The 14,444-nt window shown below is 62.7% G+C and carries 11 protein-coding genes and 2 pseudogenes; 8 read left to right on the top strand and 5 right to left on the bottom strand.

Features of this window, described 5'->3' with window-relative positions; genetic code table 11:
- Positions 1-360: 360 nt before the first annotated feature.
- The 3 genes and pseudogenes from K9U41_RS10560 (at position 361) to K9U41_RS10545 (ending at position 3,873) form a co-directional block, all read left to right on the top strand.
- Positions 361-1,380, top strand: a complete 1,020-nt coding sequence (locus tag K9U41_RS10560; RefSeq protein WP_282640798.1) for an SLAC1 anion channel family protein — start codon at positions 361-363, stop codon at positions 1,378-1,380.
- 36 nt (positions 1,381-1,416) lie between these two features.
- A pseudogene (locus K9U41_RS10555) lies at positions 1,417-3,227 on the top strand (tetrathionate reductase family octaheme c-type cytochrome).
- The gene (locus K9U41_RS10545; RefSeq protein ID WP_282640795.1) at positions 3,220-3,873 is read left to right on the top strand and encodes a cytochrome b/b6 domain-containing protein; all 654 of its coding nucleotides are present in this window, start codon (positions 3,220-3,222) and stop codon (positions 3,871-3,873) included. The pseudogene K9U41_RS10555 and the gene K9U41_RS10545 overlap by 8 nt, the downstream one beginning before the upstream one ends.
- 199 nt (positions 3,874-4,072) lie before the next feature.
- Here the strand turns inward: K9U41_RS10545 and K9U41_RS10540 are convergent.
- Together K9U41_RS10540 and K9U41_RS10535 are read right to left on the bottom strand one after the other, a co-directional pair.
- A pseudogene (locus K9U41_RS10540) lies at positions 4,073-4,600 on the bottom strand (type IIL restriction-modification enzyme MmeI); the annotation flags it as partial.
- 19 nt (positions 4,601-4,619) lie between these two features.
- Entirely contained in the window at positions 4,620-4,814 is a 195-nt protein-coding gene (locus K9U41_RS10535) for a helix-turn-helix domain-containing protein (protein WP_282640794.1), read from the bottom strand.
- A gap of 212 nt (positions 4,815-5,026) precedes the next feature.
- On the opposite strand from K9U41_RS10535, the gene K9U41_RS10530 reads away from it, so the two are divergent.
- On the top strand, positions 5,027-5,854 hold the full coding sequence (locus K9U41_RS10530; RefSeq protein ID WP_282640793.1) for a type IV toxin-antitoxin system AbiEi family antitoxin: 828 nt from the start codon (positions 5,027-5,029) through the stop codon (positions 5,852-5,854).
- Positions 5,851-6,711 carry a nucleotidyl transferase AbiEii/AbiGii toxin family protein gene (locus K9U41_RS10525; RefSeq protein ID WP_282640792.1) on the top strand — a complete coding sequence of 287 codons (861 nt, stop codon included), beginning with the start codon at positions 5,851-5,853 and terminating at the stop codon, positions 6,709-6,711. The genes K9U41_RS10530 and K9U41_RS10525 overlap by 4 nt, the downstream gene beginning before the upstream one ends.
- Here the strand turns inward: K9U41_RS10525 and K9U41_RS10520 are convergent.
- Both K9U41_RS10520 and K9U41_RS10515 read right to left on the bottom strand, forming a co-directional pair.
- The gene (locus tag K9U41_RS10520) at positions 6,708-6,926 is read right to left on the bottom strand and encodes a conjugal transfer protein TraD (RefSeq protein WP_282640791.1); all 219 of its coding nucleotides are present in this window, start codon (positions 6,924-6,926) and stop codon (positions 6,708-6,710) included. The genes K9U41_RS10525 and K9U41_RS10520 overlap by 4 nt on opposite strands.
- A gap of 1 nt (position 6,927) precedes the next feature.
- Positions 6,928-7,254, bottom strand: a complete 327-nt coding sequence (locus tag K9U41_RS10515) for a conjugal transfer protein TraD (RefSeq protein ID WP_282640790.1) — start codon at positions 7,252-7,254, stop codon at positions 6,928-6,930.
- Between the two features lie 638 nt (positions 7,255-7,892).
- On the opposite strand from K9U41_RS10515, the gene ltrA reads away from it, so the two are divergent.
- The 3 genes from ltrA (at position 7,893) to K9U41_RS10500 (ending at position 13,014) form a co-directional block, all read left to right on the top strand.
- Positions 7,893-9,419 carry a group II intron reverse transcriptase/maturase gene (gene ltrA, locus K9U41_RS10510; protein ID WP_282640789.1) on the top strand — a complete coding sequence of 509 codons (1,527 nt, stop codon included), beginning with the start codon at positions 7,893-7,895 and terminating at the stop codon, positions 9,417-9,419.
- Positions 9,420-9,722: 303 nt separating this feature from the next.
- A complete protein-coding gene (gene traA / locus K9U41_RS10505) occupies positions 9,723-12,653 on the top strand; it encodes a Ti-type conjugative transfer relaxase TraA (RefSeq protein WP_282640788.1) in 2,931 nt (976 codons plus the stop codon).
- 130 nt (positions 12,654-12,783) lie between these two features.
- A complete protein-coding gene (locus K9U41_RS10500; RefSeq protein WP_282640787.1) occupies positions 12,784-13,014 on the top strand; it encodes a helix-turn-helix transcriptional regulator in 231 nt (76 codons plus the stop codon).
- Between the two features lies 1 nt (position 13,015).
- Here K9U41_RS10500 and K9U41_RS10495 read toward each other — a convergent pair whose 3' ends face one another.
- Entirely contained in the window at positions 13,016-14,365 is a 1,350-nt protein-coding gene (locus K9U41_RS10495; RefSeq protein ID WP_282640786.1) for a tyrosine-type recombinase/integrase, read from the bottom strand.
- Positions 14,366-14,444 lie beyond the last annotated feature (79 nt).

Here is a 14,444-nt window from a genome sequence, read left to right as displayed (position 1 = left end):
CTGCCCTCCCCCGCAAGCGGGAGAGGGTTCTCCACCGCCCCCGGTCATCGCAACAGATTTTCAAACTGACCCACTACCCGGTGACGGCGTCCCTAGCCGCAGATGGCTAAAATGGTAGCATAACACAAACTAGAACCAAGCTTAGCCGTGTCGCTAAGCTGCTCGCGAAAAGGGGGCATCTCGCATCTGATGGATTACGCCCTCACAAGCGCTTGAAGAGACTTCAGAACGCAGATATCGGACAGTCGTGGATTGCGAATACGCAATGAGCGTGGCGGTCGAAGCGGCTAAAAATAAGCCGATATTGCGACAGTTCGCCGCTTGCCCCCAACTATATAAGATCTTTCGCGGAGCCGGATCATGTCCACCGATGTCGTGCAAATTGAGACACGCGAATCGAGGCTGGAGCACCTGCCAATCTCGTTCTTTGCCTCCGTGATGGGGCTGTCGGGCCTGGCGCTTGCCTGGCAAAAAGGAGTTCATGTCCTCTACATCGCGTCCGAGTGGGTTTCGCTCGTAATCGCAGCCGCCGCCGCGCTGGTGTTCCTCACCCTGCTCGGCCTTTATGGGGCGAAGGTCGCGCTTCACCCCTCGCACGTGGTTGGTGAATACCGTCATCCGGTCAAGCTGCACTTCTTCCCGGCGGTTTCCATCAGCCTTCTGCTGCTGAGCATTCTCGCGCTCAACATGTGGCCGGCAATGGCGATGCCGCTGTTCGCCGTGGGTGCCAGCTTGCACTTGGTCCTGATGCTGCTGGTGCTGAACAGCTGGTTCAATCACGACCATTTCCAGACCGTCCATTTGAACCCCGCATGGTTCATCCCTGCGGTGGGCAACGTGCTGGTGCCATTGTCCGGCTTGGCGCTCGGCTATGTCGAGCTGTCCTGGTTCTTCTTCGCGATCGGGATCATGTTCTGGATCGTGCTGTTCACGATCATCATCAACCGGGTGCTTTTCCACAATCCTCTGCCCGAGCGCCTGGCGCCGACGCTTTTCATCCTGATCGCGCCGCCGGCTGTCGGCTTCCTCTCCTATGTGAGACTTGCCGGCAACGTCGATGCGGCGGCGCACATCCTCTATTATTTCGCCCTGTTCATGACGCTGTTTCTGATTACTCAAGTGCCGCGCCTGATGCGTGCCGCCTTTTTCTTGTCCTGGTGGGCTTATTCCTTCCCGCTTGCGGCGGTCACCATCGCGAGCCTCACCATGTACGAGAAGATCAGCGGAACCGCGTTCTTCGTCATTTCGGCTGTCCTGCTTGGCATCGTCACCACCGTTGTGACTGCTCTTGTCGTCCGGACGCTGGTCGCCATTGGCCGGGGGAGATCTGCGTGCCCGAATAGGCCCGCCCGGGATCCTGGGCGGCTTGAAACACAATGAGCACCGCTCTCTTCAGGCGGGCAAGGGAGGAATAAGATGCGCAAGGCAAGCATCTGCTTGTCACGGCTGATGGCGCTCGCGGCAGGTTTCGCCATGATCGCCGTCGGTCCGGTTTGGGCTGAGACGCCAGATCCAAAACCTCAGGCCCCGGTCACCGGGCAGGCACTCGCTGCCGAACAGGGCCCTGCCGCAGACAAGGCCGCCACCGCCGAAACGGCTGCTGCCGTCGGAGCGAAAGCGCGCACGCGCGCCGGGGGCACCGCGGACCATTCCAAGTTCAAGATCCTTCAGCAGGATTTCAAGTCCGGCCCCGAGGTGACTGCGGCCTGCCTCACGTGCCACACCGAAGCTTCCAAGCAGGTGATGAGCTCGATCCATTGGACCTGGCGCTTCGACAATCCGAAGACCGGCCAGACGCTGGGCAAGAGCGAGGTGCTCAACTCCTTCTGCGGGAATGTCGCCGCCAACGAGCCGCGCTGCACGAGCTGCCACGCGGGCTATGGCTGGGAAAAGCTATCCGATGGTCCGCCCAAGCAGGAAACGGCCGTGGATTGCCTTGCCTGCCACGCCATGCCTGGAACCTACGCCAAACTCGACAACAAGGCAGGTCATCCGCCGCTGGCCCCGCTGCCGCCCAAGGCCATGACCATCACCGGCGCCAATGCGACGCCCGTCGATCTGTCGAAGGCCGCCATGAGCGTCGCAATGCCCGGCCGCGAGAATTGCGGGCAATGCCACTTCTACGGCGGCGGCGGCGATAATGTGAAGCACGGCGACCTGTCCTCCGCGCTGGTTGCGCCGGATCGGTCCGTGGACGTGCACATGGCCAAGGACGGGCTCAACTTCACCTGCTCCGACTGCCACCTCTCCAAGGCCCACAACTGGCATGGCAGCCGCTACGATGTGACCGCTGCCGACACGATCGGAACAGGCAAGCCCGGCGAACGCCGCGACGTCGCCACCTGCCAGTCGTGCCATGGGACGCGCCCGCACAAAGACGCAACACTCGAAGCACTTAAGCTTAATGACCATACGGACCGCGTCGCCTGCCAGACCTGCCATATTCCAAGCTTCGCCAAAGGGGGCGTTGCCACCAAGACGAATTGGGATTGGTCGACCGCCGGAAAGCTCAAGGATGGCAAGCCCTTCCATGAGGACGGCTTCGTCCAGAGCGACGGCAAGCACCTGCATACCTATCTTTCCACCAAAGGCGACTTCACCTGGGGTGAGAATGTTACGCCGCAATATGCATGGTTCGACGGCCAGGTGCGCTACACGAAGAGCGGGGATCAGATCGACCCCACCAAGCCGGTCGAGATCAACCGCCTGTCCGGTGGCCCGATGATCCAGATGCGCGCATCTGGCCATTCAAAGTCATGACCGGGCGCCAGGCCTATGACACCGAGCTCATGAAGCTGCTGCATAACCACGTCTATGGACCCGACACGACGACGGCGCGCTGGACCAATTTCGACTGGGGTAAGTCGCTCAAGGCGGCCATGGACTATGTGGGCGAGCCGTATTCGGGCAAGTTCGACTTCGTCGACACGCGCATGTACTGGCCGATAACCCATATGGTGGCGCCGAAGGATCAGGCCCTTGGGTGCGCCGATTGCCACCGCGAGAACGGGCGCCTCGCAGCGCTTGCCTCCACGGTCTACATGCCCGGCACGAATCCCAACAACCTCGTGGACTGGCTCGGCGCAGCCATGCTCGCCGCGGTGTTCCTGGGCATCGTCGGTCATGCGGGCCTGCGCGCCGTCGCCGCCAGCGGTCGCCACGGTGACGGTGACGACCAGGGCACCGCCTCGAACCCGCACAGCCAGGGAGGTAACGGCCATGGGTGAGCGTCTGGTTCGGATCTATCCGCTGTTCGAGCGCTTCTGGCACTGGTCACAGGCCGCTCTGATCTTCCTTCTCTTGTTCACGGGCTTTGCCATCCGTGGGCTGCACCATCTGATCGGCTTCCAGCAGGCGGTGACGCTGCACACCTTCGGCGCGCTCGCGCTGGTGGTGCTGTGGGTGTTCGCCATCTTCTGGCACCTTACCACCGGCACTTGGGTGCATTACGTGCCGACGACCGATGGGCTCTTCAAGGTCGCGCGCTTTTATGCCTGGGGCATCTTCAAGGGTGAGCATCATCCTTATCGCAAAGCCTATTGGCGCAAGCACAATCCCCTGCAGGCACTGTCCTATTTCGGGCTCAAGCTGGCGCTGTTTCCCGCCATCTGGATCTCGGGGATCATCTACCTCACCTACGATCTATGGTCCTCGCGGCCCGGCGCGGCGACCGTGCTGGAGGTGGTGGCGGGGCTGCATGTGCTGTCAGCCTTCGCCATCCTCGCTTTCATCGTGATCCATATTTACCTGCTGACCGTCGGACATTCCTTCCGTGCGCATGTGATGCCGATGATTACGGGATACGACACGGTTGATCTGACCAAGGTCGAGGAGGATTACCTGGCCGCCGACGAGCCGAGCCGGCTCCGGTAGATCTTCCAATCCAAATCCACTCGAATGAGGTCGCGTCACGCGGGGTCCTTCGAGCGGGGCGTGTGCGCGCCTTGCCGCGCACACGCCTTCCGACACACCCAAAAATAGGTCAAACAACGCGCTCCGCGCCGTTGATAATTTTCAATGAAGACGTAAGGGGCCGGAGATATTTTTAAAAAGGGTTATTTCTCGTCGAGCCGAAGTGGTTCATGTCGGGGCGGCGGCCGGCCGTGCCCCAGTCAGGGTTGTCCTTCAACAATTCCACGTAGAGCCTGTTCAGGCGCCCGGTCGCCCGAATGTCGAACGAGCTTTCACGGATTTGCTTGACCGTGGTGATGCCGGCCAGGGGCAGGAAGAAGCCGAAATGATTGGGGAAGTCGGCATAGGCGCAGGCGACCGTCTCGCCGGACTCCAACTCCTCGGTCTCGAAGCTGTCGCCATCGGTGGCGAGGATGAACCTCGCCTTGGCCTTCGCCGTGGCAGGGCTGGCCCGGAGCGCGGCAAGGGTCTGCGTCACCGAGCCGGGTGCGGCGACGGCGATGTGGATGTTTTTCCGTTGGAGAACGCCGCCGGGCAGATCGGATGCGTTGGTCGATCCGGCGCGCAGCCGCTTGATCGTGGTGTCCTTGTTCCCGAAGGCTTGCAGGAAGGCGAACGGGAACTCGCCGCCGTCGAACGGCAGCTCGGCAAGCGCCGATATGGCTTCCTCGATCTCGACGGCGTTCATACGTCCCCTGCACCGGCCTTCATGCCGGTCGTCCTTTCTGTTGCTCCTCGACCTTGCGCTTGATCCAGCTTGCGATTGCCTCCCGCTCGAAGCGCCACGACCCGCCAACCTTGAAGCCGGGAATCTCGCCCGCGAGGGCGAGCTTGTAGGCGGTCTTCTCATTGAGCTTGAGAAGCTCGGCCACCTCCCGGATCGTCAGTATTTCGTCGGCCATGCGCCCGCCGTGAGTCGCGTTCCGTGAAGCATATAGAGGATCAGAGAAAATTCGAGAAGATAGTGGTGGTCACGATCCTCTCGGCAAATTACGGCTGGAACCGAAGCCGTCGCAGTATCATATTGAAAAATCCGCCCTGAAAGCGGATTTTTAAGGACAATCCGACTACAGCGTCATATTGAAAATTCCGCGCTAAGAGCGGATAATGAGATATGATACGAGTCGAGCGATCAGCCCTGTCCTCCTACGCTTCCGGCCTGCTCGCCAGGGGTCGGGGGGCCTTTTCTGCGGATGAAGCGCAGAAGGACATCGGCATCAGCCGGGGCGCATTCCTCGACGCCGCCGAGCGATTGCAGCGACGCGGCCAGCTCATCCGGCCCCGGCGCGGCTTCTACGTGGTCGTACCGCCACAGCACGCCACGACGGGAGCGCCGCCGCCCGAGTGGTACATCGACGCCCTGATGCGCCACGAAAACCGGCCCTACTATGTGGGACTGCTGGCCGCGGCGGCGGCCCACGGCGCTTCCCATCAGGCCGTCATGGAGTTTCAGGTCGTCACGGACAAACTCCTGCCCGACATTGAGGCCGGACGGACGCGGATCGTCTTTTCCTACCGCAAGGACATGGCGGCGGCGGTGGCGGGGATCGAGGATCGCAAGACGCAATCGGGCTATATGAAGCTGTCCTCGCCGGAACTCACGGCGCTCGATCTGGTGCGCTACCCGCAATCCGGCGCGGGCCTGGACAACATTGCGACGGTGCTTTCCGAGCTTGCCGAACGGCTGCAACCGGAAAAGCTCGCCTCCCTGTCGGCCGCTTTCGAGAAAGCAGTCGTGCAGCGCCTTGGGCATCTGCTCGGAAGGCTGGGGCACCCGCAGATAGCGGAAGCGATGTTCGCGGCGTTGTCGGCGCGCGGCCCGCTTCCGTGGGTCGAACTCGATCCCAAACAGGTGGGCGATCCCGATTTGTCGCCGTCGCCATCCGAACGCGATGAACGCTGGCGCGTGATCGTTCGCCGACCGCCGGAGATCGACGAATGATCCCACAGGATTACATCACCGCCTGGAGCCGCGTCGCGCCGTGGGCAAGCCAGCGGCAAGTCGAGCAAGACCTCATCATCAGCCGCGCGCTGGTGGCCATCTTCTCCGATCCGTTCCTGCGCGGCGAACTGCGCTTCCGTGGCGGCACGGCGCTCAACAAGCTGCATTTCCCGGCGCCGCTGCGCTATTCGGAAGATATAGACCTCGTGCGGACGACCGCCGGCCCGATTGGGCCAGTCCTCGACGGCGTTCGCGCCATGCTGGAACCGTGGCTTGGCGAGGCGAAGTCCGATGCAAGTCCCGTCGCTCCCAAACTTCGCTTTCGTGTCAATGCGGAAGGCGAGTCCGCCGATGTGCGGATCAGCCTCAAGATCGAAATCAACACGCGCGAGCGGGAAGCCTACGATCCGCCCATCGAGATACCGTTCGGCGTCGAAAATCCGTGGTTCACCGGCGAGGCCGAAATCCCGACTTTCTCGCGGGAGGAAATGCTGGCGACCAAGCTGCGGGCCTTGCTTCAACGCAACAAGGGCCGCGATCTGTTCGACCTTGATCACGCGCTCACCGTGTTCGATAGGCTGAACACGGCCCGGATCGTCGAATGTTTCCTGCTCTACCTTGAAAAGGCCGAGCTAACGATTTCGAGGGCCGAGGCGCAGCAGCGCATGTTCCAGAAACTCGTCAATCCGGCCTTCTTCATCGACATGCGTCCGCTGCTTTCGACAGATCGCGCCAGGGCGCTGAGCGACGAAACGCTCAAAGCCACCTTCGTCAAGGTGATGAAGGAACTGATCGACCGGATACCGGGCGACGAATGGGCAAAGGCCAAGGAAATGCGGGAACGGTTCGGAGTCTAGCCATCGTCGAATGCCTGCTTCCCCTTCGCGGCCCAGAGCCCCCGTGCATGTTCACCCTGATCACTTCGAAGCTTGTCGGCCATCCAAAGCAGCGCGCCGTAGATCGTGGCGCGGTCGTCGCCGGTCAGGTCCAGGATTCCGGCCTTGACGACGAGGCCGCCGAGTTCGATCAGATGCCGCGTGCGCTTGCGACGTTCGACCTGCCAAGTGCTCATGTCATGACGTGCTTGCGCCGCTTGATACCGATTGCGCGTCGCCCGATTGCGTCGCAACGCCGCCAGCGTCGCGATCAGACGCCGATGCAGTTCGCCGTGACCGCCCCCGAAAGAACGCGGCCCCGCGTTTCGCCCATGCCTCCCTCTTTCCGGCATCTTTGGTTTCGGCCAGCACGATCAGCGCGCCAGCCAGTTCGTCGGCGCTGAGGGCGTCGGCGCCGGTCGAGATGACCAGCTCGCCAAGCTGCTGCACCTTGCGGGATTTCAGGTCTCGCGCCTTGTCTTCGAGCGACTTCAGTTCCGCATCGAAGTCCCGTGGCTTGCGCATGTGCGTTAGGTCCCTATCAAAGAGAGGAGTGCTTTGATTTTACAGTCGTTTCTGATCTCGCGGGGTGAGAGACCCCGCACGCCGTATGACGCAACATGCGGCGGTGAGCAGATGGGTGAGGCAAACCGGGTGCTTCCGGGGAGCCATAAATCAGCAGAACTCATCAAAGTCGGACGGACGGGGACTTCCGATCCCGTAGCCGGTCCGGCCAGCGAGCTTGCCATGGCGAGGGAAACCGAACCGATGGTGGACGCCCCGGTAGAACCGCGAACTCGCCAACTCGGAAGTGGGCGGGTCGATCCATGGTGCGAACCACGGATCGGTGAAGTGTTGGTCCGTCTTATGCGTACATGGACCGGGGGCACGCAGCATGCTGCGCGCCAGCCTCGATATGGGTTTGCGTGGTATCGAGGCCAGATTTCACACGGGGTAGAGTCGGCGCCTAAAGCAGGCGAGAGATCAGTTACGGAACCTAAGAACCTTGTCGTTGCTTCCGGCAGTTTCCGACACCGGATGGCTGAAGTGACCAGCGATCGTGACGATAAGGGACGGAGCCTTCGTAGTAGTCCGAGGACGGGAAAGCCGTCCACATGGCGAAGGGAGGCAGTGGATACAGCAAGCAGGCAGGAGGTGGACGCATGTCCGGCGAGGTGAATATCTCGTTTGTCCTCGACATGCAGCGCAAGCTGTATCGGTGGAGCAACGAAGACCCCGATAAGGTCTTTGTTGATCTGTTCAATCTCGTATGTGACCACAGAACCCTGAACGAGGCTTGGCGAAGGCTCTCCCGCAACAGCGGCAGTCGGACACCGGGCACGGATGGGATGACGCGGCTCACGGTCGAACGGCGTCCCGGTGGCGCAGCGGCGTTCCTCGAAGAAATCCGAGAGGCGCTCCGCGACGGAACATATTGCCCGGAGCCTGTCAGGCAACGGCTCATCCCGAAGCCCGGCAAGCCGGGGCAGTTCCGGCCACTCGGCATTCCCACGCTGATCGACCGCCTGGTACAGATGGCTTTGAAGCTGATCCTGGAGCCCATCTTCGAGGCGGACTTCTATCCGACCTCTTACGGGTTCCGCAAAGGACGGAGCACCCACGATGCTCTGGTGAGAATCCAGAAAGTCCTTCATCCGACAAGGCGCGGACCCTCGGTCTATCGATACGTCATAGAAGGCGACATCAAGGGCTGCTTCGACGCCATTGATCACCACGTCATGATGGAGGGCGTGCGACGACGCATCAGTGACCGCAAGGTGTTGAGGCTGATCTTCGCATTCCTGAAGGCAGGCGTGATGATCGAGGGGACCGTTCGTCACCCCGTAACAGGCTCGCCGCAAGGCGGGATCATCTCGCCGATGCTGTCGAATATCTACCTGACAGCTATCGACGAACGTTACGGACGATGGTCCATGCGCCCTCGAGAACCAAGTATAAATGCTGCTGCCCGAAGGGCGAGAGACCGCAAACAGGGCAAGACGGCGTTCTACATGGTGCGCTACGCGGACGACTTCGTTGTTCTCGTTGACGGCACGAGAGAGCAAGCGGAAGCGGAAAAGCTCGCGCTGGCGGAGTTCCTGAAAACGGAACTTCGCATGGAGTTGTCGATGGAAAAGACTCGGGTCACCGACATCAGGGAAGGCTTCGACTTCCTTGGCTATCGGGTAGTGCAGGCAAAAGCGCTCCACACGGGGCATTGGGTCGGCAAGCTCTTCATACCGAAGGGCAAGCTGAACGACCTGCGTCACAAGATCAAAGTCATGGTGAAAGGCATCCCCACCGGATGCTCTCTCGCCGAAGTCGTCAGCAACCTCAATCCGGTCATCGTGGGATGGAGGAACTACTACCGATACGCCATAAGAGCATATCGGGAGTTCAACCACCTCGATCGCTGGATATGGCAGCGCGTGGGACGCTGGCTGAGAAGAAAGCACGGAAAAGCGACGTGGCCGATGCTGCGCCGCCGCTATCATCTCAGCGCCCCGGGACAACGACGGCAATGGACCGAAGGGACCAAACGCCTGCGGTTTCTCTGTGACGGAGGGACCATGCGTTACCCGGACCAGAGTATTGCGAAACCGAACGGATGGACCACAGACGGGGAGCACCAGCAACGCGAAAGCGTGCGCGGCTTCTGGAATGCGTTCCAACGTCTCAGACATATCTGAGGCCCACCCATAGGCGCGCGAGCGCCCATGCATAGAGAGCCGGATGCTTGGAAACCTGCACGTCCGGTTCGGGAAGAGGGATGGAGAAACTTGTCTCCGCAAGGAGATGGAGCGCTTCATCTCTACTTTCACCATATCCTCCATAAGCTGTCGATGGAGCGATGATAGTTGAGCGCCTGCTGCAATGCTGTAAGATTGCCGGGACGGGCTGAAACGGCGCGAGCAGTCCCGAGAAATTAGTTTCGAGGGCGCGCTTATACGTCGTTCCGACGTGCGCTTCGCCGTGGTGATGTTCGGATCGCGATGGCGATCTATCATCTTCACGTCAAGGTCATCGGCCGCAAGGCCGGCTCCAGCGCGGTGGCCTCCGCCGCCTACCGCTCGGCCTCGCGACTGCGCGACGACCGGCTTGAGCGCAGCCACGACTTCTCCAACAAGCGCGGCGTCCTCCACTCCGAGGTTATGCTGCCGGAGGATGCGCCCGAACAATGGAGCGACCGCGAACGGCTCTGGAACGATGTCGAGGCGTTCGAGGTCAGGAAGGACGCACAGCTCGCCCGCGAGGTCGAGTTCGCCCTTCCGCGCGAGATGACGCAAGCCCAGGGCATCGAACTCGCCCGCGACTTCGTGCAGGCGGAGTTTGTCGATCAGGGCATGATCGCCGACCTCAATGTGCATTGGGACATGGCCGAGGACGGGACGCCCAAGCCCCACGCCCATGTCATGCTGACCATGCGATCCGTGGACGAAAACGGCTTCGGCCCGAAGGTGCGGGACTGGAACCGCACGGAGATGGTCGAACGCTGGCGGGAACGCTGGGCCGAGCATGTCAACGAGCGGCTGGCCGAACTCGACATCGACGCGCGCATCGACCATCGCAGCCTCGAAGCGCAGGGCATCGCGCTGGAGCCACAAAGCCAGATCGGCGCAACCGCGCAGCGGATCGAGGGCGAAGGGATCGAGGCCGCCGACCGCGCAGACATGCACCGCGAGATCGCGCGCAACAACGGCGCACGGATCATCGCCGATCCTTCGGTGGCGTTCGACGCGATCACCCACCAGCAATCGACCTTCACGCGGTGCGACATGGCGATGTTCGCGCACCGGCACAGCGACGGAATCGAGCAGTTCAACGCAGTCATGGGCGCAATGCGGAGCGCGCCCGAGCTGGTCGAACTCGGCGCGGACGGACGCGGCGAGGACCGCTTCACCACCCGCGACATGATCGAGGCCGAACAGCGCCTCCATCGTGCCGCCGAACTCATGGCCGAACGGGAACGCCATGAGGTCAATGACAGGGATAAACTCGACTCCCTTGCGCGTGCGGAAGCGCGCGGTCTTGTCCTTTCGGGAGAGCAGGCCGATGCACTGGCGCATGTCACGGACGGGCGCGATCTGGGCGTCGTGGTCGGTTATGCCGGGACGGGGAAAAGCGCGATGCTGGGCGTGGCGCGCGAAGCCTGGGAAGCGGCGGGCTACGAGGTCCGGGGCGTGGCGCTTTCCGGCATCGCGGCCGAGAATCTGGAAAGCGGATCGGGCATCGCGTCGCGCACCATCGCCAGCATGGAACATAGTTGGGGACAGGGCCGCGACAGGCTCACCGCGCGCAATGTTCTGGTGATCGACGAGGCGGGCATGGTCGGCACGCGCCAGTTGGAGCGCGTGCTCTCCCATGCCGCCGATGTCGGTGCAAAGATCGTGCTGGTCGGCGATCCGCAACAGTTGCAAGCAATAGAGGCCGGCGCGGCGTTCCGCGCGATTCACGAACGCCACGGCGGCGCGGAGATCGGCGAGGTGCGCCGCCAGCGGGAGGATTGGCAACGCGACGCCACACGCGATCTGGCGACCGGCCGCACCGGCGACGCGATCCATGCCTATGACAGTCACGGCATGGTCCATGCCGCCCCGACACGGGAACAGGCGCGCCACGATCTGATCGACCGCTGGGACCGCGAGCGGCAGGCGTCGCCCGACAAGAGCCGCATCATCCTCACCCATACCAATGACCAGGTGCGGGAACTCAACGAGGCGGCGCGCGAGCGGATGCGGGAAGCCGGCGATTTGGGCGATGACGTGCGCCTGACGGTCGAACGCGGCGCGCGCAGCTTCGCCAACGGGGATCGCGTCATGTTCCTGCAAAACGAGCGCGGCCTTGGCGTGAAGAACGGCACGCTCGGGACCGTCGAACAGGTCAACGAACGATCCATGTCCGTGCGTACCGACGACGGGCGCAGCATCTCGTTTGACCTTAAGGATTACGACCGCATCGACCACGGCTATGCCGCGACCATCCACAAGGCGCAGGGCATGACAGTGGACCGCACCCATGTCCTGGCGACGCCGGGCCTGGACGCCCACGGCAGCTATGTCGCCCTATCGCGCCACCGCGATGGCATGGACCTGCACTATGGCCGCGATGACTTCGCTGACGAGAATAGGCTTGTCCGCGCCCTGTCGCGCGACCGCGCCAAGGACATGGCGTCGGATTACGAGCCGGCACAGAGCTACGCCGAGCGGCGCGGCATCACCTTCCACGAGCGGGTGGAGCGGGTGGTCGAGATCGTCAAGCAGGTTCCCGAGAAGGTGCGCGGCATGTTCGACGGCCTGCGCCTGCCCGCCGATGGCGGGCAGGCGCAGGAACGGGCGGCGCCGGAAAGGGAGAAGGCGGCAGACCCGGAGGAGGCTTTGCGCCGCGCCCGGACCAAGGCGCTCGTTCGCCATGCCCGCGCCGTGGATGCGATCTTCGAGGCGCAGGAGCGAGGCGGCAGGGCCAGCCCGGAGCAGGTGACGGAATTGCAGGACGCCCGCAAAGCCTTCGAGGAGGTGCGGCCCTACGGCCCGCACGACGCCGAAGCCGCCTACAAGAAGAACCCGGAGCTTGCCTCGGAAACGGCCACGGGCCAGGTCAATCGCACCGTGCGCGCCCTCCAGCTCGAAACCGAGCTGCGCACCGATCCGCAGATTCGTGCGGATCGCTTCGTGGAGCGTTGGCGGAGCCTCGACCGCGCCAGCCAGCACCAGTACCAGGCGGGCGACATGTCCGGTTACAAATCCACGCGATCGGCGATGGGCGACATGGCGAAAAGCCTCGAACGCGATCCGCAGCTTGAGTCCATCCTCGAAGGCCGCAAGCAAGACCTCGGCATCGGGATCGACTCGGGCCGCAGCCTTGGTCGGGAACTCGCGTTCAGCCACGGCATCGACCTCGGCAGAGGCCGGGGTATCGGACTGTAGAACTATCCTATTTTCCGCCGCCTCCACGCCACACTACTACGACCACTAAATATCTATTGCACAACAGCAAATCATCGCTCTGTCTGGTCTCTGCAATCGTCAGAAACACCCGGCAGGAGGCAGCGCAGCCATGCTCGTAGCAGACCGTATCGTCCGCATGAAAACCGTTCTCGCCCGCACCGGCCTGTCCCGGTCCACCATCTACCGCAAGATCGCCGAGGGCACGTTCCCGCCTCGGATCAAGATCAGCATCAACGGCGCAGGATGGAAGGAGTCCGACATCGACCGCTGGATCGCCGATCCCGCCGGCTGGCGGCCACCAATGACGACGACTGACAGAATGGACACGAGCCGCATGTAGTTCAGAGATCGTCGTCCAGTTCGTCGTCGTGGACCTCGGCGGCGCGCTGTTTCGCGTCGGCGATCAGCTCCTTGGCGGATTCGCCCTTCCTCCAAGCGTCGAGCATGTCAGCCCAGCATTGAAGCATAATCTTCCGCTCGGCGAGGTAGCGGTTCACGTTGTAGACGGCCGCGATCCGGTTCCGGGGCGCGTGGGCCAAGCTCATCTCGATCCAGCGGTCATCGAACTTCGCGCGGTTCAGGCCGGTCGAAAACGTGCGGCGCAGGTCGTGAACGCCGAAGCTCTGAAAGTCCGGATCATCCTCGCGGATACGCTCCACGACCGTGTCGATCACGCGGTTGAGCGTGGCGTTGCTGATGGGCGTATCGCCGTCGTACCGGCCGGGGTGCAGGTATCGGCTGGCGCCGAACATGGTGCGGAACGCCGTCAGAATGTCGAGCGCTTGATCGCTCAGCGGGACGACATGCGCCTTGCCGGCCTTCATGCGCTCGGCCGGAATCGTCCAGCGCGCGGCGGCGAAGTCGATTTCCGTCCACGTGGCGTCGATGAACTCCGACTTACGGACGCCGGTCAGCAGGACAAACTTCACCGCCGAGCGCAATGTGGGCGCCGCCGTCACATGATCCAAGGCCGCCAGGACTGCGCGGACCTCGGACGGCGACAGGGCGCGCTCGCGCGGCTCGAAGGTGGCGATGGCGCTGGTGCGGATCGACTCGGCCGGGTTGCTCACGTCCAGCCCGCTTCCCTGGGCATGGCGGAACACCAGCAGCACGACCTCGCGGACATGCACGGCGACGGCCGGCCCACGCTTCTCCTTAACCTCGTCGCACAGACGTTTGAGACGCTGCGGCGTCACCTCCCCCAGCTTGAGCTTCGACAACTCTCCCGCAATGGCGCGATCATAGACGGATCGGCGCATCGCCAGCGTGCTGTCAGCCAGTTTTTCGGCCCCCGACTTGGGATCGGCTTTGTGCTTGAAGTAGGCTTCCGCCCAACCGCCGAACGTCAACGCCTCGGCTGACGCGGTGCGCTTCTCCACCTTGGCTTTCGACGGCGACTCGCCCCGCTCGACCTGACGCCGGGCGCGCGCCAGCAGCGCCCTGGCCTCCGCAAGCGACACCTCCATTCCGTATTCCAGCGCGTCTGGCGCCCGCGTCAGCTTGCGCGCCGCCTCGGCGCTATACCGGCCGATGGTCAAAACCTCCTGCCGCCCGTTCACCCTGTACTGATACCGGAACGATATGACCCCGGTCGGCGTGACGGCCGCGTGCATCCCGTCGCGGTCCGTCACCTTGTAGAGCTTGGCCCTCGGCTTCAGATTTTTCAGTTCTTTATCAGTGAGATCGCCCATAAATCCGCATCCGGTCGGGGGACGAACGGATACCAACAAGAGGGTTGTTGGTAGCGAAAGCCCGTTTCTCGACCATCCT

The organism is Xanthobacter autotrophicus (assembly GCF_029991245.1).
Classification (GTDB): Bacteria; Pseudomonadota; Alphaproteobacteria; order Rhizobiales; family Xanthobacteraceae; genus Xanthobacter; species Xanthobacter autotrophicus_C.
Note: the sequence above shows the minus strand (reverse complement) of the source record. Positions and strands in the feature narration are given on the sequence as shown.